Below are 16,815 nucleotides of genomic sequence, written 5' to 3'. Positions count from 1 at the left end.
GCTCCTAAAAGATCGTGCAAAGCGCCGGGTCGAAATCGTCGGACGCATAGATGGAAAGCGGGGCGGGTTCGTCGGCGGCAGCACGGGAGACTGCCATCCACGACGCGACCGCGCCGTCGATACGGCGGTTTTTGTCGCCGTGTGATTTGCCCTTGTGCATGGTGCGGTTGCCGGCGCTGTCGGTGTGGATGGCTACATTGCCGAAGCACCAACGCAGCGCCGGGTGTCCGCCGTGGACAAGCTTGCGCTCGACAATCACGCGCTCAAGCTCGTTGAGGGCGGGCGACTGCGTAACCCATCCTTGGCGAAGGGTCGTAACGGGATAGCCCTCGTCGCCGAGCGGACCGGCGACGGGTTGGCTGTAGGCGATATCGAACGCGATCTCGCGCACGTCGAACAAGTCGCAGAACTCGCGGATGCCAGCCTCGACGGCGCGGTAATCAATGGCGTTGCCGGGCGTCGGCGTGACGTGCCCCTGTTCGGCCCATGCGACATAGGGAACGCCGTCACGGTCGCCACGGGCGCGCAGGTCGTCACCGGGTAGGAAGAACTTCGGCAGAAGGATGTAGCGCTCATCGTCGCGGACGCAGGCCACGACCGCCGTCAGGTCGGTCGTGGCGCTCATGTCTACGCCGATCCACGCGGGCAATCCGTGAAGAGATTCAAGATCGATCTCGCCAGCGCCTTCGTCGTAGACAGCCATGTCCACAAACGGGCTGGTGGACTGGTCGAGCCAGATATTGAGCTTCAACTGACGGAAGGATTCACGCTCCACAGCACTGCGTTCTGCACGATTGGCATGGCGCCGGAAGCCGTCGAGCGAGGGATAGCCATGCTGCAAGCCGGGATTGACCGCGTGCCAGACTGTTTCGTCCAGCCAATCGGCTTTCGCGTCGGCCTCGAAGAGCACGGGCAGAATGGACGGGTCGTCTACCTCGCCGCGTGCAACCTTGCGGGCATCCTCAATCGTGCGCCACGCCATGTTCTCCTGCCCACGCCCTGCGGTCGTGGCGATGACGAGCAAGCCGTTGTCGGACTTCTCTAGACCGGTCGTGAGCGCTTCCCATAGCTCTTCGCCGCGCCAGACGTGGATTTCGTCGGCAAGCACGAAATCAGGGGTGCGCCCGTGCTGCTTTTTGCCGTCGCTCGACACGACTTCGAGGAACGCGCCGTCTTTCTCGTAGACGATCTTTTTCGCCGAGTTGTGCGCGTCATAGGTGCGGGTCGCCGCGATGAGACGCCTGTCCTGTTCGATGATGCCGGCCGCCTCACGAAAGCCGATGCCTGCCTGCGTGCGGTCGCTGGCCGCAAAGATTGCCTCGCCGTTCGGACGGTGTTCCGGGCCGATGGTATGGAGAAGAGCGAGCGCGGCCGAGAGGCTGGTTTTGCGGTTCCCGCGCGGCAGCAACAGCACAACCGTCTTGACGATGCGGTCGCCGTTCGGATGGCGTGGGCCGTAGATGCGCCGGACGATACGCTCCTGCCACGGGTCGAGCGTGAAGGCACGCCGGGGAAGCGTGCTCTTCGGGTGCTTGAGGGCACGCAGAAACCGCACGGCGCGCTCGCCATGGCCGAGTGGGTCGGGGATTGCCGAGCCGTCAGATATCCAGTGGGGATAGGTCGTCTTCGTCACTGGTCGCTCGAATGGAAGGGCGGGAACGGCTGACGGGCGTCAGGCCAAGCTCGTTGGCGCACAGGCGCGCGGTCTTGATTGCGGCATCCTGAGAGGTGACGGCCGGGTGGCGCTTGAACTCGCCCTTGGCATTCGTGATCGTCGCGCCGTCGCTGGCTATGGTGCGCTCTGCCTCGCGGACGCGGGCAATCGCCACAACATAGGATTCCAGAATGCCGAGGTCGGCTTCGGTCAGCACAGCCCGCTCGACAAGGATAGGGGCGACACGACGCCATTCCGCTTTCGAGTCTTTCGACAGCCATGCGGGCGGCTTTGGCGTGTTCATCAAAGTTGCCGTGTCTGCCGCGATTTCGTTTGGCCTGCGCCCCTTCATGTCGCCTCGCAGCGAAGTTCGAGGCCGCGCCTGCGCTCAAGCTCGACAAGCTCACGGATATTGTAGAGCCGGCCGGCGTGCTGGATGCGGTCGGCGGTCAAGATATCGCCACGGTGCCGGACGCGAAACACGACTGCGCTGCGATCTTCCTCGCCGAAGGGTTTCGTCAGTTCGGTGAGGCTGGCCGTCACGATCTCGGCGCGCACGCTGGCAACTTCGGTCCAGGTGGTGACGCGCTGGCGATACTGGTCAACGGTTTCACGCTGGCGCTCGATGACTATGCGATGGTTGAGGCGGCTCGATACGATCATGTGCGCCATCCCATGAGCGCCTCGACGCTCACAACGGCATGGCCCACGCCGTCAGGGTCACGGAGAAAACGAGCGCCAATCTGCTGATAGTCCACAAGGTCAAAATCCTCGATTGAAGGGCGGGCGCGCAGGGCTGCCGTCATCGCGCCGACGATCTGCTTCGCCTCGACGTGCGCGTCCTTAGTTGTCCAAACGTGAAGGTCGAGGAACACGCGGGCGTGCTGCCGGGAGAACGTGAGGTCCGCTGCTACGGCCTGGGCGTTGCCGAAGACAATGGCCGGGAAGTCGTCGCGGCGCACGGGTGCATCCACGATGCGGTCGGCCGGGACAAGTGCAGTGACGGCGGGCGAGGATGCAAGGCGGTCGCCGATGGCCTTTTGAAGTGCGAGGGTTGGTTCACTCATTTTCCGCCCCACGTCTCACGGACGCTCTTCGCCATGGCGCGTTTGATGCGGTTCTCGGCGCGCTTGCGATTGAGCCGGACGGCCGGCCAGAAGAACGGCTGCGCTTGCGTGTCGCTGGTGCCGTATTCCAGAAGGTGCGGATAGCGCACGTCGCTGTTGCCCGCGGTCACGACAGCCGCGCCATCGGGAACGAGGATTGAGCCGCCCGGCTGCGAGTAAGGCGGGGTCGTCTGGCCGGCCGGGGTGACGGTCACGCTGTCGCGCAGGTCGCCTTCGTCCACGGGCGCGAGATGGCGCATGGTGCCGGCCATGTCCTGCGCGCCTTTATTGACGGCCGGCTGAGCTGCCTCGCGGACGCGCTCAGGAATGCGGTTGAGGCGTCGAAAAAGCTTGTCGACCTGCCGGGAGCGCGCCATCAGAACGCGAACTCTTTATAGGGTGCACACAGGCCGAACACGTCTGCCGGGATCGACAGGGGTTCGAAGCTATCGCCGCGCTGCTGATAGAAGTGTGCGGCGAGAGTCTTCACGGCTCGGTTGAGTGCGGGCGGCGTTTCTTCGACCGGTAACGATTCGAGGCCCGTGTAGTTCTCGATCCATGACATGGCTTCGCCAATGATGGCCGTCAGCATGGCATCGTCTTCGTCGCCTTCGATGGCGAGGTGCTGTTTCAGTTCATCCGTCGAGACGGTCATTCAAAAAAATCCCATTTGCGAGAAATCTTGCGCGGCGGAACCCCCGCCGGTCCCTTAGTCATCTAGAGAAGTTCGGACCCGCCCCGGGGTCACTTTCGGCGTCCGCTGCTTACGTTCGCGCGGTGCGATGCCGAGCGCCTGCTTCAGCGTCCAATCTGTGTAGAGGCGGCTCATAACGGTCGGTAAGCTAATGCCGTGCTCCAAGGCCCAAGCGGCAATCGGCTTCTCTACTCCGTCGAGATCGTAAAGCTTGGCGGCGCGCGCAGTGCCCTTGCGGGTTTTGAGAGCGGCATCCAAGGTCCATCCAGCTTTGAGGCGACGACGCACGTCGGCGATATCGATCTCATAATGAGCGCACCATTCGGGCAGTGACATGTGCTTGCCGTCCAGCTCATAGACAGACGTGCCGATGCCCTGCCTGTTGAACTGCGCGGATGGTGCCGGTTTGGCACTGGTGAACCTCGCTACCTCTTCGGCACGCTTTTCAGCCGCGTAAGCGAGGGCACGGCGCATCAGGTCGCGGCTTTCCGTCGCGAACTCTTCAACGTCAATCTGACGGGCTTCTTCGTAGGTCATGTCATACCTGCAAGCTGAAGGACTGTTTGAACGTGGCGTCGAGGGAGGCGTAGCCGGCGCTCATGCCAGTCCATGTCCACTCTTCGCAGGTGAACTTCGTGGGCGTCGTCTGGCCGGGCAGCGTGTAGTAGAACGGGGTGTCGCCGCCGTGGTGCTTGAGGAAGTCGTCAATGGCGACAAGCTGTTCGGGGTCGAGCAATTCCCAGCGAAGCGACGGGGTGACGCGATGATGGTTCATGCCGTCGCGGGTGATCTGCGTGTAGCCGTCGCCGAACTCGGTGCGCCGAAGCTTCATCTCGTTACGAACGGATGAGCCGACGACAGGGGCGAGCGGCGGGTTGAAGGTCTGCAAGGGCATTAGCTGGCGCTCTTCTCTTCGGATTGCTTCGCGCGGTCGTGACAGGGCTTGCACAGGGGTTGCCAGTTGCGCCGGTTCCAGAAGAGGCCGCGCTTCGTCAGGTCGCCACGATGGGGAATGATGTGGTCCACGATGGTCGCAGGCGCACCGCATCTGGCACAGGTCGGGTGCTGTTCGAGGAACGTGACGCGGGCAGCGCGCCACTTCGTGCCGTAGCCGCGCTGCGAGGCGGTCGGACGGTTGGCATCATGGCGCGCCTTGCGCTCGCGCTCGCGGTTGATCTGGCATTCGCAGCGCTGTGTAGCCGGGACGCGCTTGCCACAGGCACAGATGCGGAGCGGCTTACTCGGCATCGGGCTTCGTCCTTTTGACGACGCGAGCACCAAGGCCGGCGAATGCCTTTATTGCCTGCTGATTGAGGGTGAGCTTCGCGTGCGCGTCCTTGGCGGCGTCTTTGTCGTCCTTTGATGCGTATGCCTTCTGCCGGAACTCGAACGCGGCGATTATCTCGCCGGGAGTGGCCGCGTAGGTCTGAGCCGGTGTCCATTTCAGGATGCCGGTCGCAAAGCCGAAAAGGTATTCGTAGTGCTCGATGAGGCGCGTTGGTTTGGCGTGCTTGGATGCCGGCCGGCTGCTTTCCGGCTGTTCGTTCGTGTCAACGCCGAGTAGGCCGGCGAGAAGCTCGAAAGCGAGCGGCTGGTGCTCACTTAGGGTCACGGCGAGGCTTTTATCGGGATCGGGAAAGAGAGGGAGTGCGCCCGGACTGATTGCGCACTCCCTCATGACGCGACTGATGACGGTGACGGAACCCTCTGCAATGGCTCGGAACAGAGGGGCGAAATCGTCATAGTCTCGCGCCAGCCGAAGCGCGGCCCGCATGGTCGGGAGTAAAGATTCAGCGCCGGGCTGGAGTGCCCCGGCTTCCCATGCGAGCCGCGTCATCGTTCGTTATGCCGCCTCTGCCGGGACTTCGAGCGGCGCGTCGGTGAGCGAGACGTTGAAGGTCTGCTTCACGATATCGTTCGGCCCGTCGATACCGATGCGGGCAGACAGGATGACGCCGAGGCAGTAGACGCTCGTCGGCGTGCCGCCACCTGCGGGTCGGTCGTCCAACACAACCCGAACGGCGTGCGTGCGCCCGCCATTGAAGCCGTCGCGCAAAAGCTGCTGGCCTACATCCAGCGCGTCACGAGCGACTTCCAATTCCAACGTGCCAGCATCGCGGACGCCGGGGCGCTTGATGCGCCGACCGGCCCCGAACATATCGACGGTGATTTCTTCGCGTTCATCGCCGAACGAGCCGATGGACGTAATGCCGCCGATTTCGGTCCACGTCAGGGTCTCGAACTCGGCGAGGGTGGATGCGGATGACTCGCCAGCGACATAAACCTTCGTGCCGGTGCTCTGGGAAAAGTTTGCCATGGTGCTTTGTTCTCCCGTTATGCCGCGACGCGCAGCTTGATGAAGCGATCCGGGTGGGTCACGTCAGCGCCGACACGCTTGCGGGCGTGGACGCGGACCTGTCCACGGGTCGCAAGGGTGTAGGGGTCGCGCATGGTCGAAAAGCCGACGCGATCCACGATCCGGAAACCCTTGAGGTCGCCGAAGAGGATCGGGAAATTGCCCGCGCCGATGTTATCCATGTCCACGGCTTCAACGATGGGCCGGCCGAGAAGGGTCATCGGCGCGCCTTCGCTGATCGGGTCCACAATGAGGTAACGGCCGTTGCCGTCCTTCCACTTGCGGATTTCGCCGAGCGTCATGCGATTCATCAGCCAGCACGCGCGCTGTGCGTGCGCGGTCGGCAGGGCGTGATACATGGTGATGAGCACGTCAGAGGGGTCGGTCGAGGGGAAGCCGGAGGCATGGCCGGAGTTAAGCTCGGCGATGCCTTGAGCCGTCATCAGGCCGGTCGGCTGCGATACGCCCGTGCCTTTGACGAATGCCAGCCCTTCCGTCTTGCCGAAGTTCTCGGCGAAGTCTTCGGCCAGCTCGCCCATCAGGTTATAGGCGTTGTCCTCCAAAAGCTGGACAGACATATCGGTGAACGTCGCAAGTTCCCACGGCTTGATACTCATCTGGCCGAAGGAAGGCTGCGACTCGGTGCGCTCTTCGATCTCTTCTACCCATACGGCCTGCGTGGTGCCGGTCTTGCGAGGGAGCTTGATTGATTCCGCGCCGATGGTCGTGACCGTGGCGTAGGAGCGGATCGGCGAATATTCGACAAGCGATTTAAGGATCTCGCTGGCGAGGGCTTCCGGGGCCAGGTATCCGCCCTGCGAGTCGTTCGCGAGCACGAGCGCCTTCGTCTCGATATCCGTCATCTGCTGAAGGCCATGACGGATGTATCCCTCATAGGCCTTCTGTTCGATGGGTGCCTCTTCGCTCTTCGTATGGATGGCCGGGCGGTTCAGCTTAGCTTCCAAACGGTCGAGGCGGGAGGCGGGTTCAGCGGCCTTCGTCTCGATGGCGGCGAGGCGCGCTTCCATGGTCGTGGTCAGGTCGGCGAGCGCCTTCGTCACGATATCGTTTGCGTCGGCGTCGTCGCTCTTCAGTTCGATGGCGTTCGCAAACGCCGAGTGGTCGAGGTTCATAGGTTCCTTACTTCTTGGGTGAGAGGGCTAGGGTCGCCCGGTTGATTGCGTCTGCGAGCGCAAGAGCCCGCGTTCCGTCTTTGGTCGAAAGGACTTTTGCGCCGGGATGGCTCGGCACGGTGACGAACGAGCACTCGACAAGTTCGGCTTTCGTGATCAGGCGACGGCCACGGGTCGGGGTGCCTGTCGCCAAGGTGCGGAAGCCAATGGACAGGCCGCGCATAACGCCGGCCTTCACGAGCGCGAGCGTCTCGCGCGCGCCTGCTACCTCGTCCAGTAAAAGCCGGCCCTTGAGGATGAGGCCCTCGTCAGTTTCCTCGACGCCGGTCCAGACGCCGACAGGGGCGGCCGGATCATGTCGGGACAGCATCGGGAGCGGGAGAGAAGCACTAGAAAAAGCGCCTTTCTGGATCATGTCGCCGGCACGGTCGGGCGTGCCGAACGGCCAAGCGAGGCCAGAAATCTCGCCGGTCTCGGTGGACGTAATTTCGGCCTTTGTCTCGATGAGGTTCAAACCGCGCCCCCAGACAATGAGACGTGGACGCTGTTATCCTGCTTGAAGAGGCCGACAACGCGGAACCACGCTGCGGCCGGCTCATCGTAATGCCGGAGCCTGGGCGCACTGGTGATCCAGCCGTTCGTGGCATTGATTTCCTGCCAGGACTGAATCTGGATATCGAACCCGCCGAACGCCTCGCTTGTAGCTTCGGCCCAATCCATGACCGTGTCGGATTCACGGGGTGGAGCAACACAGCGCTCCAGCCAAAGCCGGGCGTCGATCGGCAGGAAGCGCATGACCGGCGCAACTTGAAGCGCGATGCGGCCGGCGAGGCGGATCGGTTCGGAGACGAATTGCGTGGGAACGGGAACGCCATTCGCGTCCCGATCAATTGGACGCCCATTCGGGCCGAGCACGAACTGCGAGATGGCCTTTCGCTGGCCGTAAATATTGAAGGTCTCTACAGGCATCAGGCAGCGCCCTCATTCGGTGTGCCGAAGTAGGCGGCGGAAATGACGTTGATTGCGATAAGCTGCGCCTCTTCGATTGGACGGGGATAGACGTAAGCCGCCATCAGGTCGGTGGCCTCCTTGGGATCGGTGCCGCCGCCGATAAGGCCGAGGCGAATGATCTGGTGAAGCTCGTTGAGCGCGAACTCGCGGCGCATGATGCGCTGCGCGAGCGCGCCGACGCCGGTTCCGGTCTGGCGCTCAAGCTCTACGATCTGCGGAACGGCGAGCATGAACGTGCGCTCCTGATCGCCGAAGAATTGAGTGTGCGATATGGTCATGCGGCTTCGTTTGCCGGGACGGTCGCGGCGGTCGTGTTCGGATTGAGGAACTCGTCGCCGCCTGCGTATGAAGGCAGGTTTTCGAGGGCGCGCGCCTCGTTCGGATTCATGAACCGGGAAGCGATGGCCTTGCTGTAGGCCTCGTATCGCGCGGCCGTGTCGGCGCGCAGGAGGTCTTCAACGATGAATTCAACGCCGTAGGAGGCGCGTTCCTCGCGTGTCAGGAGCACGCGGGCATAGGCGTCCTGCCATGCTTCGATCCACGGCAGGAGCGTGAGTTGAAGGAACTGCTGCCCCATCTGTTCGGTGTTGCTCCACGTTCCGCGCTCAAGCTCGAAGAGCATCGTGGGCGGGATGCGGAAGGCACGGGCGATCTCGTCAATCGCGAAGCGGCGAAGTTCGAGGAACTGCGCGTCCACGGACGAGAAAGCGAAGGTCGCTAGGTCGGCCCCATCGAATAGCACGCCGAGCTTGCCGCCATTCTGTAGGCCAGCGAGGCCAGCGCGGGCGCGCTCAATGATGTTCCGTTGCGTCTTGGCTGCGTCCTCGCCGGGACGCCCATTTGTGGCCGGAAGCTTCAAAACAGCCGAGGGGCGTGCACCATCCGCGAAGAGGCGGGACGCATGTTCTTCCATCGTCAACGCAAGGCCGATGGCCTCACGGCACAAACGAATAGGAGCTACGCCGGACAAGCCGTCGAGGGACGTGCGCGAGCGAAGATGAAGAACTTCGGTGTGGTTGTAGATTGTCTGCCCGCCCGTCGCCGTATGGACATAGAGCGGTGCGCCGTAATCATCGGTGCGGACCTGTATGGACGTAGGCTCGAGCCGGATGAACTCAACAACGCGTGCATTGGCGCGATTGGCAAGGGCGTAGCCATTGCCATGCAAGAGCGCGTCCTGCGTCAGCAAGGCACGTAGCTCGCCTGCGCTAGTCCATTCGTTGGCCTCCCGATGAATGAGTGCGTGCGCAGGGTGATCGTTGGCGACGGCCTTCTGTCCGTCATGCTTGCGATGCAACTTCGCCGGCATTGTGCCGAGCGTTGAAGACAAAAGTGAAACGGCCGCAAGCACGGCCGGGACACGCATCGCAACTTCTGGCGTGATAACGTGTCCAGAGACGGTGTTAGGCGTTAGGAATGCTTCCAATCCCCACGCATTGAACGGCACGTCTGCGCTCTTCGTCTCAATAGACGAGAACAGGGCGCGGATTGCGTCTTTGATGCGAGTGGAAGCCATTTGCCATCGTCAAGATTTGATCTTGACAATATTGTCCCATACTGCGAATCGGCGATGCAACATAAATCGTATGAATGATGCGAGAATTTTTACAGACTATTTGAGTGGATAGCTCGGCAGCTTATCAATAGCTGCTTTTCGTGCCTTCACAGTCACATCGCCGTAGCTGTCGCCGGCAGTCTTCGAGGCGTGACCTTGAATTGCATCCAACGTCCGGTCGGATATTCCTTCCTCGCGCCCGACTGTCTTGAAGCGGTGCCGCCATCCGTGACTAGGGCTTACACCTTCAGGCACAACGCCGAGACCTTGAAGCCAAACGCTAACTCGTCCGGCAGTCGCCTTCGCGCCGCTGGTCGCTGCGCGCCCCTTCGATGCGCGATAGAAGAGCGCGTCGGTTGGTGAGGTGTGCACGAACTCAAGGAAGCCCGACTCTATAAGCTGCTGGTGCAATGGCACATCACGGTAGCTACCCGCTTTCAACGTGCCGGCCGATGGGCGGATTCGCATTACGTGTGTTTCCCCTTCCTTGCGGAAGTCCTGCTTGCGAAGCTGCATAAGCTCCCCAATGCGCGCACCGGTAAAGGCGCAAAGGATCGGTGCCCAACGTTTCGCGGCTGTCGTTTGTGGAAGCTCGCTCGTGGCGATATTGTCGGAAGCGACAGGGCGATAGTCCCGCGCGGCCTTGAGGATCACAAGCGCTTCCGCGTCAGTGTATCCCTGTTCCCGGTCCAACTGCTTCTTTGGAACTTGCTGCCGCACCTTCTCGGCAACGTTCTCTTCGAGCCGGTCGTTCTCCACTGCCCATTTCAACACAGTGCGAACGGACGCGAGATACACGTCGCCTACCGTCTTCGCTGCGTGCGTTTTGAGTAAACCGTCACGCCAGTCCTGAAGGTTCTGTTTGGTCAAGCGGCGCGCGTCGTCATGCTTTACGAACTTCCGAAGGTTCTCGAAAACAGGCGTCCAACGCTTCTCTGCGCCCTTGCCTTTGCCAATAGCTACGCGGCTGGCGATGTAGTCGGCGAAGAGCTTCTTCAGGGATACGGGCGGCTTCTCTTCCGGGATCGGCTGTAAGTCCTTTAGCATGGGGTGCTCGATCTGCCCGGTGAAGTCACCTTCGTCGCGTTCTGCCACGCGGGACAGAGCTTCATAGTCCGATATGCAGATCGCGCGGGCGACGATCCGCCATTCTTCACTTCCGAACTCGGCGTTAGTGTTGCCAATACGGCGGAAGTGCTCAACACGTGCGCCGACAATTTCCTGAAGTTCTGCGTCCGACAGTCGTCCCGCAATTCCAGCGCGCAGCTTTTCAACGAGCAGGTCGTCCACGCTGACCGACGGCCACATTGATCCAGCATTCCGGACTTTTTCATCGAATAGTAGCCGGGCTTCATAATTGCGAAGCGCGATCTGTTCCGGCGCGAGCGGGTAGCGGCCAATGGTGACTTGCTTCGTGCCGGCCTCGACGGCGCGGCGCTCGCCGAGGGCGATTTGATGTTGAAGCAGCGCAACGGCTCCTGGCAGCTTCTTCACTGCATCGCGGTAATCAGCGCCGAGCGGCGTTCGCAGTTCGGTCTTGCGATCCATGAACGGCCGAAGTTCCTTCGGGATCACTAGCCGAGCGAAATATCGCCCGTCGCGGTTCAGAAGGTTGCGCAGTTTGCCGGCCATGAACGGGGTCCGTTTGTAACGAATTTTGTAACATCGTTATGGACGGAAGCCCTTGCAGGTCAAGGGTTTCAATGATTTCAACGGGATGAAATGGTGCTGCGAGAGAGGATTGAACTCTCGACCTCTCCCTTACCAAGGGAGTGCTCTACCACTGAGCTACCGCAGCCGCTGTCGACGGCGGCTCTATTACACAGCCGGGCGTCTTGCGCAAGGCGCTGTCGCCAAGAATGCTCCGGGCATGCAAAAGGGGCTGGACAGCCCGATATGCGTCACCTATAAGCCGCCCATCCTGATGAAGGGTCGGCGCACGGCGCACCCTGAAATCACGGCAAGCCTAGGTAGCTCAGTTGGTAGAGCATGCGACTGAAAATCGCAGTGTCGGCGGTTCGATCCCGTCCCTAGGCACCACCATCCGGTCGTCCGCCTCGGCACTACCGGCCCCCCCTCTCCTCGCAGTTCCTGCAGACGCGCCACGAGCGCCAGACCACCCTTCAGGATATGCGCCTGCAACGCCGCCGAAGCGCCCTGCGCATCACCCGCCTTGCAAAGGCCGACGATCTCCGCATGTTCCGTCGCCGCTCCGTTGCGGCGCTCGTCGACGACCTTGACCAGAAGATTGGTGTGTCGTTCGATATGCTGGTGAACCTTCGCCATCATCGCGATGGATGCCGGGCGCCCTGCCGGCGCATAGAGCGCCGAATGGAATTGCCAGTTGAGATCGAGGTCGTAGATGCCGTCGGCGGCGGCTTAGGCGAACCTGGCCTGCGCACTCTCGGCCCGGGCAATGTCGTCGCCCGCCATGCGGGGCACCGCCAGTTCCAGAAGCCACGTTTCCACGCGCGCCCGCAATTCGTGCAGTTCGAGAATGTCGTCCATCGACAGCGACGACACCACCGCCCCCTTGTGGGACACCAGATCGACCAGTCCCTCGGAATGCAACTGGTGCAGCGCCTCGCGCACGGGAATCCGGCTGACGCCGAGCTCGACCGCCAGATGTTCCTGACGCAAGGCATGGCCGCTCGGAAGCAGGCCGGACAGAATCTTATGCCGGATGGCGTCCGCCACCCGGCCCGATATCGTCTGCTTGCGAATGGCGGTTCCGGTCATTGCGTCTCCACGGTCAATAGACATGCTCGGCGACCGGCCGTCCGGCTGCAATTCGCCCGAATGCGAAGTCGGACATATCGATCCGCCGGTAGTGCCCACACAGGATCAAGTCCGCGACCGCAGCGCCGGCCGCCGGCGCATGCATCATTCCATGCCCGCTGAATCCGCAGGCCAGTATGAGATTGGGCACGTCCGGGACGGGGCCGATGACCGCGCTCTGGTCGAAGAGATTGTAATCATAATGTCCCGCCCAGGCACGCCGCATCCGCAGTTCCTCGAATGCGGGAATGCGGTGCGCCAGGGCGGGCCAGAGACGTTCCTCGAACAGCGCGTGATCCACATCGAGCGAAAAGTCGTCCTGTGGATTCTCCAGGGGAGGATGCATGCCGCAGATGTAATATTGCCCTTCGGGCCTGATCCAGAAACCGCTGGGATCGAACAGGAAGGGTGCGTTGCCGAGGCGCGCCGGGCTCTCGATCACGAAGACACAGCGTTTGCGCGGCGCGACCGGCAGATCGATCCCCGCCATTCGAGCCACGGCGCCGCTCCACGCGCCGGCCGCGTCGACGACGATCCCCGCGTCGATGGTGCGGCCATCGGCCAGGTTCACGCCGGCGATGCGGCCGTGCTGCCGTCTCATGCCGACGACATCTCCCGCAGTATAGGCCGCGCCAAGGGAGCGTGCCTTCCGCCGGAGGGCCAGATGCAGGCCCGGCCCGTCGAACCACCCTTCGCCATCCATGCCGAGCGAGCCGACCCCGATCCCGTCGAGGGAGAGCCACGGGAAAGCCTGCCGCAACGCCGCCGGATCCATCAACCGCGTCCGTACCCCGCAGGACGCCTGATGCGCGGCGCGCCGCGAAAACGCGTCATGCGCGCCCTCCGCCCCGAGGATCAGGTAGCCCGCCTCGTGCAGGGCGATGTCCGGCATGTCCGCGTCCACCGCCAGCAATTCCCCCGCATGCCGCAGGAAATCAATGCCGAACTGCGATGCGACGATGTTGGCACGGCAGGCGAATTGCTGACGGATCGCCGATGCCGAAAGCGAGGACGAGGACCGTTCATAAAGCGGATCCCGCTCCACCACCGTGACCCGGCCATGAAAGCCTTCAACGGCCGTGAGGAAATACGCGATGGCGCTTCCGACGACCCCGCCACCGACGATCAGAACATCGCAAGCTTCCGGCACGGACACCTACCTTCATTCTTGAATATTGTATCCATTCTAGCGATAAGGCATGGTTCCGTCGACAGGCACTTGTGCGACGGAAGGCAAGGCAGGCGATGACGAAGTTTCAGGGCAAGGTCGCAATCGTAACGGGCGCTGCGCGCGGGATCGGGCGCGCCTGCGCGGCGCGGCTGCTTCAGGATGGGGCGTCCGTCGTGCTGGCGGATATCGATGCGGAAAGGCTGGCGGAAACCGCAGGCGAGCTCGACCGGGATGGCAGGCTCGTCACCGTCGTTACGGACGTCAGCCGAAGGGCCGCCGTGGAAGCACTCGTGGCGGAGGCGGTCGCGCGGTTCGGCCAGTTGGACATCATGGTCAACAATGCCGGCATTGCCCAGGTGAAGAGCTTCCTCGACGTTACGGAGGCCGATTTCCGCAAGGTGATCGGCGTCAACCTGGAAGGGGCCTTCTGGGGCACGCAGGCGGCGGCCCGGCAGATGGTTGCGCAAGGCAAGGGCGGCGTCATCGTGAACATGTCGTCGATCAATTCCGGGCTCGCCAACCCGGACGTCGCCACCTACGCCATCAGCAAGGGCGGAATGAACCAGATCACCTCGACGGCCGCCGTGGCGTTTGCACGCAACGGCATCCGCGTCGTCGGCGTCGGTCCCGGCACGATCGACACGGAGATGATCCGCGGCGACTTCGTGGCCAAGGCGACGGACAAGGCGATCATCGCGCGCACGCCGCTGGGCCGCTACGGCACACCGGACGAAATCGCGGCGGTCGTTGCCTTCCTGGCCAGCGACGACGCCTCATACATGACCGGCGAGACCATCTATCCCGATGGCGGACGGCGTGTCCTGAACTACGTCATGCCGGAGTGACGGCCGAAAGCCGCAACGGTTCACCATAAGGCGAGCGTGCCGACACCGGGCAGTTTTACCCCCAGTCGCGCCACGTCGAACCCGGCGACGAGGCCGAGGATATTGATCTCGAGCCCGCTTGCCAGGCCGACGGTGATTCCCGCATAGCCGCCGAGAGAGGCGCGGAAGTCCCGGCCGTCGGGCGTCGGGCCGAACCGCCCCCATCCCGGCGCGAAATCACGGCCCACCGCATGCGGCGGAAGCCGCCCGCCGAAATCCGGTACGGCATCCAGCACATGGGCCACGAAGCTGTTCGAGTTCGGGCCCGGCCAGATGTGATAGCCGCCGGCCTGCCCGTAGGGATAGGCCGCGATCGCCGCATCGAACTGCGGCAGCAGAGCCGCCGCGGCCTCTCCCTCGACCGCATGGACCACGAAAGGCTCGTTCGAGTACCAGTAGCCGTCGGCGTCGCGATGGTTTCGCCGAACAGGCTGCCCCCAGCCGACCTTGTCGTAGCGCTCGTAACGCGCCTCCCCCGGCCGCTTCAGCACGATCCAGCTATGCAGCGAGATTGCTCCCTTCATGCCGCCCGTCCGCGCCGCCAGGATATAGACGGCGGCTTTCTCCCGGTCTGCCGGCGGCAGGATGCCGGCCGAGGTCCAGATGGCGCGGTTCCACTGCGAGGGCCGCTCCGTCAGGGCCCACCACGCCGAACTCGCCAGCACCGGCACCACGAAGAGGATCGCGAAGGCCGCGAGAAGACCGCGCAACAGCGTCATGCGCCACCCACCCCTTCCGGTTCTCGCGGCAGCCTGCTTGATTCGGCATTGCATAGCCGCGACCGGATTGCTTTCATGGTTCTGTCTGCAACTTCGGATATGGATTCAATCACAGATAATTCTTTTGAAGGAGGCGAGCATCCGGGGCGAGATGGAATCTTATGCGGATGGCGAGGTGGCGAGGCTCGCCGCGCTCGAATCCTATGCCATTCTGGACACGCCGCCCGAACCCGACTTCGACGAACTCGTCTTCATCGCCGCCGAACTGTGCAAAGCGCCTGGCGCCCTCGTCAACCTCGTCGCGGCCGAACGACAATTCATCAAGGCGGCGACCGGCCTGACGGGGGCGGAAGCCGTCTCGGTCCTGCCATTCTGCCGCCAGACGGTGCGCCAGGACGGCTTTCTGGAAATTCCCGACACCGCTGCGGACCCGCGCTTCCGAACGCACCCGGCCGTGACGGCAACGGACGCGATCCGCTTCTATGCAGGCGCGGTTCTGCGCGCCCCCGGCGGCCATCCCATCGGCACGATCTGCGTGCTGGATACCGTGCCCCGTACCCTGAGCGAACATCAGGTCCGTAGCCTGCAGCTTCTGGCGCGCCAGGCCATGGCCCAGATCGAGATGCGCAAGCTCATCGCCGAGCGCGATGCCAGCATCGAGGAGCTGCGCGAGGCCAACCGACGCCGCCTCATGCTGGCGCGCGAACTGTCGCACCGCATGAAGAACACCCTCGCGGTAGTGCAGTCGATCGTGGGCCAGACATTCCGGATTTCGTCCGATATGGACGAGGCCCGCGCGGCCATATCCTCGCGGCTGGCCGCGCTTGCACGCGCGCAGGATCTTTTGACCGGATCGGTCTCGGCGAGCACGCCCGTCGCCGATGCCGTAACGTCGGCGCTGGTGCCGCATCGCGAAAGCGTCGACAGGATCGCCGTTTCCGGCCCGGTCGCCTATCTGAACGAGCAGCAGACCCTGGGCCTTACGCTGGCAATCCACGAGTTGGCGACGAATGCCTGGAAATACGGTTCCCTGTCGAGCCCGGGCGGGCGCGTCGATATCGTCTGGGCGCTCGGGCATGGGCGGGAGTTCACCTTCAATTGGCTGGAATCCGGCGGGCCGCCGGCCTCGCTACCGAATCGGCGCGGCTTCGGCTCCCGACTGCTGGAGAAAGTCGTGGCCAGTTACTTTTCCGGAAGCGCACGACTGACCTTCGCACCCGCCGGCGCGCAGTTCCAGATGCACGGCACGCTGGATGCGATCGATTGACCTGCGGTTACTGTACGGCGAGAACGAGCAGTTCCTCATAGCGATAGGGCTTGGTCAGGAACACGGCGCCGGCGGGCAGCGCCGCCCGGTCGGGGTGCTGCCGTCCGGACAGGATGACGATCCGCGTCGAACCGCAATCCCTGTGCAGGCGGTGTGCGAGGTCGAGCCCGTCCATCTCGCCCGGCATGTTGACGTCCGTGTACACGATATCGAACCGCTCGCCGGCCTCGATGAGCCGCCACGCGTCGTCGGCGGTGCCCGCCTCGCGCACGTCCATCCCGTTGTCGGACAGGAAATCCACCAGAGCCATGCGGACCATGGGCTCGTCTTCGACGACCAATGCCAGCAATTCATGCACCAATTCGATATGCCGTTCGGCGAAAATGTAGGTCGCCCGCGCGAGGTGTAAAGATTCGTAACCGGCCGACGGTATAGACCAGTGGGAACCCGGATGGAACAGGATCGGCTCGGCCGGTCGAGACCTATG

23 protein-coding genes, 2 tRNA genes and 1 pseudogene are annotated in these 16,815 nt (G+C 63.1%); 3 read left to right on the top strand and 23 right to left on the bottom strand.

Going from position 1 to position 16,815, the window contains the following annotated elements; translation table 11 throughout:
* Window positions 1-4: 4 nt before the first annotated feature.
* From NDN16_RS10510 to NDN16_RS10425, 18 genes are all read right to left on the bottom strand, one after another.
* Entirely contained in the window at window positions 5-1,633 is a 1,629-nt protein-coding gene (locus NDN16_RS10510) for a terminase large subunit (RefSeq protein WP_251113573.1), read from the bottom strand.
* Window positions 1,599-1,958: a phage terminase small subunit P27 family gene (locus NDN16_RS10505; RefSeq protein ID WP_285292593.1), complete on the bottom strand. Its 360-nt coding sequence runs from the start codon at window positions 1,956-1,958 to the stop codon at window positions 1,599-1,601. Before NDN16_RS10505 ends, NDN16_RS10510 begins: the two co-directional genes overlap by 35 nt.
* 44 nt (window positions 1,959-2,002) lie before the next feature.
* On the bottom strand, window positions 2,003-2,317 hold the full coding sequence (locus NDN16_RS10500) for a phage head closure protein (RefSeq protein ID WP_251113571.1): 315 nt from the start codon (window positions 2,315-2,317) through the stop codon (window positions 2,003-2,005).
* Entirely contained in the window at window positions 2,314-2,721 is a 408-nt protein-coding gene (locus NDN16_RS10495; protein ID WP_251113570.1) for a DUF3168 domain-containing protein, read from the bottom strand. The genes NDN16_RS10500 and NDN16_RS10495 overlap by 4 nt, the downstream gene beginning before the upstream one ends.
* Window positions 2,718-3,137: an HK97-gp10 family putative phage morphogenesis protein gene (locus NDN16_RS10490; protein WP_251113569.1), complete on the bottom strand. Its 420-nt coding sequence runs from the start codon at window positions 3,135-3,137 to the stop codon at window positions 2,718-2,720. Before NDN16_RS10490 ends, NDN16_RS10495 begins: the two co-directional genes overlap by 4 nt.
* On the bottom strand, window positions 3,137-3,415 hold the full coding sequence (locus NDN16_RS10485; protein ID WP_251113568.1) for a head-tail connector protein: 279 nt from the start codon (window positions 3,413-3,415) through the stop codon (window positions 3,137-3,139). Before NDN16_RS10485 ends, NDN16_RS10490 begins: the two co-directional genes overlap by 1 nt.
* Before the next feature lie 54 nt (window positions 3,416-3,469).
* Window positions 3,470-3,991 carry a hypothetical protein gene (locus NDN16_RS10480; RefSeq protein ID WP_251113567.1) on the bottom strand — a complete coding sequence of 174 codons (522 nt, stop codon included), beginning with the start codon at window positions 3,989-3,991 and terminating at the stop codon, window positions 3,470-3,472.
* A 1-nt stretch (window position 3,992) separates the two neighbouring features.
* Entirely contained in the window at window positions 3,993-4,349 is a 357-nt protein-coding gene (locus tag NDN16_RS10475) for a phage tail protein (protein WP_251113566.1), read from the bottom strand.
* Window positions 4,349-4,702, bottom strand: coding sequence for an HNH endonuclease (locus tag NDN16_RS10470; RefSeq protein ID WP_251113565.1), 354 nt, complete (start codon window positions 4,700-4,702; stop codon window positions 4,349-4,351). The genes NDN16_RS10475 and NDN16_RS10470 overlap by 1 nt, the downstream gene beginning before the upstream one ends.
* Entirely contained in the window at window positions 4,692-5,291 is a 600-nt protein-coding gene (locus NDN16_RS10465; RefSeq protein WP_251113564.1) for a hypothetical protein, read from the bottom strand. Before NDN16_RS10465 ends, NDN16_RS10470 begins: the two co-directional genes overlap by 11 nt.
* A 6-nt stretch (window positions 5,292-5,297) precedes the next feature.
* Complete coding sequence (locus NDN16_RS10460; RefSeq protein WP_251113563.1) at window positions 5,298-5,771, bottom strand: phage tail protein; 474 nt, start codon at window positions 5,769-5,771, stop codon at window positions 5,298-5,300.
* Window positions 5,772-5,788: 17 nt separating this feature from the next.
* The gene (locus tag NDN16_RS10455; protein ID WP_251113562.1) at window positions 5,789-6,943 is read right to left on the bottom strand and encodes a phage major capsid protein; all 1,155 of its coding nucleotides are present in this window, start codon (window positions 6,941-6,943) and stop codon (window positions 5,789-5,791) included.
* Between the two features lie 7 nt (window positions 6,944-6,950).
* Window positions 6,951-7,457 carry an HK97 family phage prohead protease gene (locus NDN16_RS10450; RefSeq protein ID WP_251113561.1) on the bottom strand — a complete coding sequence of 169 codons (507 nt, stop codon included), beginning with the start codon at window positions 7,455-7,457 and terminating at the stop codon, window positions 6,951-6,953.
* Entirely contained in the window at window positions 7,454-7,912 is a 459-nt protein-coding gene (locus tag NDN16_RS10445; RefSeq protein ID WP_251113560.1) for a hypothetical protein, read from the bottom strand. The genes NDN16_RS10450 and NDN16_RS10445 overlap by 4 nt, the downstream gene beginning before the upstream one ends.
* The gene (locus tag NDN16_RS10440; RefSeq protein ID WP_251113559.1) at window positions 7,912-8,232 is read right to left on the bottom strand and encodes a gene transfer agent family protein; all 321 of its coding nucleotides are present in this window, start codon (window positions 8,230-8,232) and stop codon (window positions 7,912-7,914) included. The genes NDN16_RS10445 and NDN16_RS10440 overlap by 1 nt, the downstream gene beginning before the upstream one ends.
* Window positions 8,229-9,470 (bottom strand): phage portal protein, encoded by a 1,242-nt coding sequence (locus NDN16_RS10435; protein WP_251113558.1) that lies wholly within the window; start codon window positions 9,468-9,470, stop codon window positions 8,229-8,231. Before NDN16_RS10435 ends, NDN16_RS10440 begins: the two co-directional genes overlap by 4 nt.
* Window positions 9,471-9,566: 96 nt before the next feature.
* A complete protein-coding gene (locus NDN16_RS10430; protein WP_251113557.1) occupies window positions 9,567-11,141 on the bottom strand; it encodes a tyrosine-type recombinase/integrase in 1,575 nt (524 codons plus the stop codon).
* Window positions 11,142-11,232: 91 nt separating this feature from the next.
* Window positions 11,233-11,307 (bottom strand) — tRNA-Thr (locus tag NDN16_RS10425).
* 166 nt (window positions 11,308-11,473) lie between these two features.
* Here NDN16_RS10425 and NDN16_RS10420 point away from each other — a divergent pair.
* A tRNA-Phe gene (locus NDN16_RS10420) sits at window positions 11,474-11,549 on the top strand.
* A 99-nt stretch (window positions 11,550-11,648) separates the two neighbouring features.
* On the opposite strand, the pseudogene NDN16_RS20945 reads toward NDN16_RS10420, so the two are convergent.
* From NDN16_RS20945 to NDN16_RS10405, 3 genes and pseudogenes are all read right to left on the bottom strand, one after another.
* Window positions 11,649-11,873, bottom strand: a pseudogene (locus tag NDN16_RS20945) (FCD domain-containing protein); the annotation flags it as partial.
* A gap of 15 nt (window positions 11,874-11,888) precedes the next feature.
* Window positions 11,889-12,248 carry a GntR family transcriptional regulator gene (locus tag NDN16_RS10410; protein WP_251113556.1) on the bottom strand — a complete coding sequence of 120 codons (360 nt, stop codon included), beginning with the start codon at window positions 12,246-12,248 and terminating at the stop codon, window positions 11,889-11,891.
* Window positions 12,249-12,261: 13 nt separating this feature from the next.
* Window positions 12,262-13,443: an NAD(P)/FAD-dependent oxidoreductase gene (locus tag NDN16_RS10405; RefSeq protein WP_353050212.1), complete on the bottom strand. Its 1,182-nt coding sequence runs from the start codon at window positions 13,441-13,443 to the stop codon at window positions 12,262-12,264.
* 89 nt (window positions 13,444-13,532) lie between these two features.
* Here NDN16_RS10405 and NDN16_RS10400 point away from each other — a divergent pair, with 89 nt between their 5' ends.
* Window positions 13,533-14,303 carry an SDR family NAD(P)-dependent oxidoreductase gene (locus NDN16_RS10400; protein ID WP_251113554.1) on the top strand — a complete coding sequence of 257 codons (771 nt, stop codon included), beginning with the start codon at window positions 13,533-13,535 and terminating at the stop codon, window positions 14,301-14,303.
* A gap of 20 nt (window positions 14,304-14,323) precedes the next feature.
* Here NDN16_RS10400 and NDN16_RS10395 read toward each other — a convergent pair whose 3' ends face one another.
* Complete coding sequence (locus NDN16_RS10395; RefSeq protein WP_251113553.1) at window positions 14,324-15,061, bottom strand: DUF3750 domain-containing protein; 738 nt, start codon at window positions 15,059-15,061, stop codon at window positions 14,324-14,326.
* 151 nt (window positions 15,062-15,212) lie between these two features.
* Between NDN16_RS10395 and NDN16_RS10390 the strand changes: the two genes are divergently transcribed.
* The gene (locus NDN16_RS10390) at window positions 15,213-16,328 is read left to right on the top strand and encodes an HWE histidine kinase domain-containing protein (protein ID WP_285292591.1); all 1,116 of its coding nucleotides are present in this window, start codon (window positions 15,213-15,215) and stop codon (window positions 16,326-16,328) included.
* A gap of 7 nt (window positions 16,329-16,335) precedes the next feature.
* Here NDN16_RS10390 and NDN16_RS10385 read toward each other — a convergent pair whose 3' ends face one another.
* Entirely contained in the window at window positions 16,336-16,686 is a 351-nt protein-coding gene (locus NDN16_RS10385; protein ID WP_353050211.1) for a response regulator, read from the bottom strand.
* Window positions 16,687-16,815: the final 129 nt, after the last annotated feature.

The sequence above is a fragment of the Aureimonas altamirensis genome (assembly GCF_023702225.1).
GTDB lineage: Bacteria > Pseudomonadota > Alphaproteobacteria > Rhizobiales > Rhizobiaceae > Aureimonas > Aureimonas altamirensis_B.
The sequence above is the reverse complement of the archived record's forward strand: the minus strand, read 5'-3'. Positions and strand labels throughout refer to the sequence as shown.

Bases quoted from the DNA above. Each gene is read 5' to 3' on its own strand.
- NDN16_RS10480 (WP_251113567.1), bottom strand. From the start codon at position 3,991: ATGACCTACGAAGAAGCCCGTCAGATTGACGTTGAAGAGTTCGCGACG.
- NDN16_RS10485 (WP_251113568.1), bottom strand. From the start codon at position 3,415: ATGACCGTCTCGACGGATGAACTGAAACAGCACCTCGCCATCGAAGGC.
- NDN16_RS10455 (WP_251113562.1), bottom strand. From the start codon at position 6,943: ATGAACCTCGACCACTCGGCGTTTGCGAACGCCATCGAACTGAAGAGC.
- NDN16_RS10470 (WP_251113565.1), bottom strand. From the start codon at position 4,702: ATGCCGAGTAAGCCGCTCCGCATCTGTGCCTGTGGCAAGCGCGTCCCG.
- NDN16_RS10465 (WP_251113564.1), bottom strand. From the start codon at position 5,291: ATGACGCGGCTCGCATGGGAAGCCGGGGCACTCCAGCCCGGCGCTGAA.
- NDN16_RS10390 (WP_285292591.1), top strand. From the start codon at position 15,213: ATGGAATCTTATGCGGATGGCGAGGTGGCGAGGCTCGCCGCGCTCGAA.
- NDN16_RS10460 (WP_251113563.1), bottom strand. From the start codon at position 5,771: ATGGCAAACTTTTCCCAGAGCACCGGCACGAAGGTTTATGTCGCTGGC.
- NDN16_RS10500 (WP_251113571.1), bottom strand. From the start codon at position 2,317: ATGATCGTATCGAGCCGCCTCAACCATCGCATAGTCATCGAGCGCCAG.
- NDN16_RS10495 (WP_251113570.1), bottom strand. From the start codon at position 2,721: ATGAGTGAACCAACCCTCGCACTTCAAAAGGCCATCGGCGACCGCCTT.
- NDN16_RS10490 (WP_251113569.1), bottom strand. From the start codon at position 3,137: ATGGCGCGCTCCCGGCAGGTCGACAAGCTTTTTCGACGCCTCAACCGC.
- NDN16_RS10430 (WP_251113557.1), bottom strand. From the start codon at position 11,141: ATGGCCGGCAAACTGCGCAACCTTCTGAACCGCGACGGGCGATATTTC.
- NDN16_RS10395 (WP_251113553.1), bottom strand. From the start codon at position 15,061: ATGACGCTGTTGCGCGGTCTTCTCGCGGCCTTCGCGATCCTCTTCGTG.
- NDN16_RS10410 (WP_251113556.1), bottom strand. From the start codon at position 12,248: ATGACCGGAACCGCCATTCGCAAGCAGACGATATCGGGCCGGGTGGCG.
- NDN16_RS10505 (WP_285292593.1), bottom strand. From the start codon at position 1,958: ATGAACACGCCAAAGCCGCCCGCATGGCTGTCGAAAGACTCGAAAGCG.
- NDN16_RS10400 (WP_251113554.1), top strand. From the start codon at position 13,533: ATGACGAAGTTTCAGGGCAAGGTCGCAATCGTAACGGGCGCTGCGCGC.
- NDN16_RS10445 (WP_251113560.1), bottom strand. From the start codon at position 7,912: ATGCCTGTAGAGACCTTCAATATTTACGGCCAGCGAAAGGCCATCTCG.
- NDN16_RS10475 (WP_251113566.1), bottom strand. From the start codon at position 4,349: ATGCCCTTGCAGACCTTCAACCCGCCGCTCGCCCCTGTCGTCGGCTCA.
- NDN16_RS10440 (WP_251113559.1), bottom strand. From the start codon at position 8,232: ATGACCATATCGCACACTCAATTCTTCGGCGATCAGGAGCGCACGTTC.
- NDN16_RS10435 (WP_251113558.1), bottom strand. From the start codon at position 9,470: ATGGCTTCCACTCGCATCAAAGACGCAATCCGCGCCCTGTTCTCGTCT.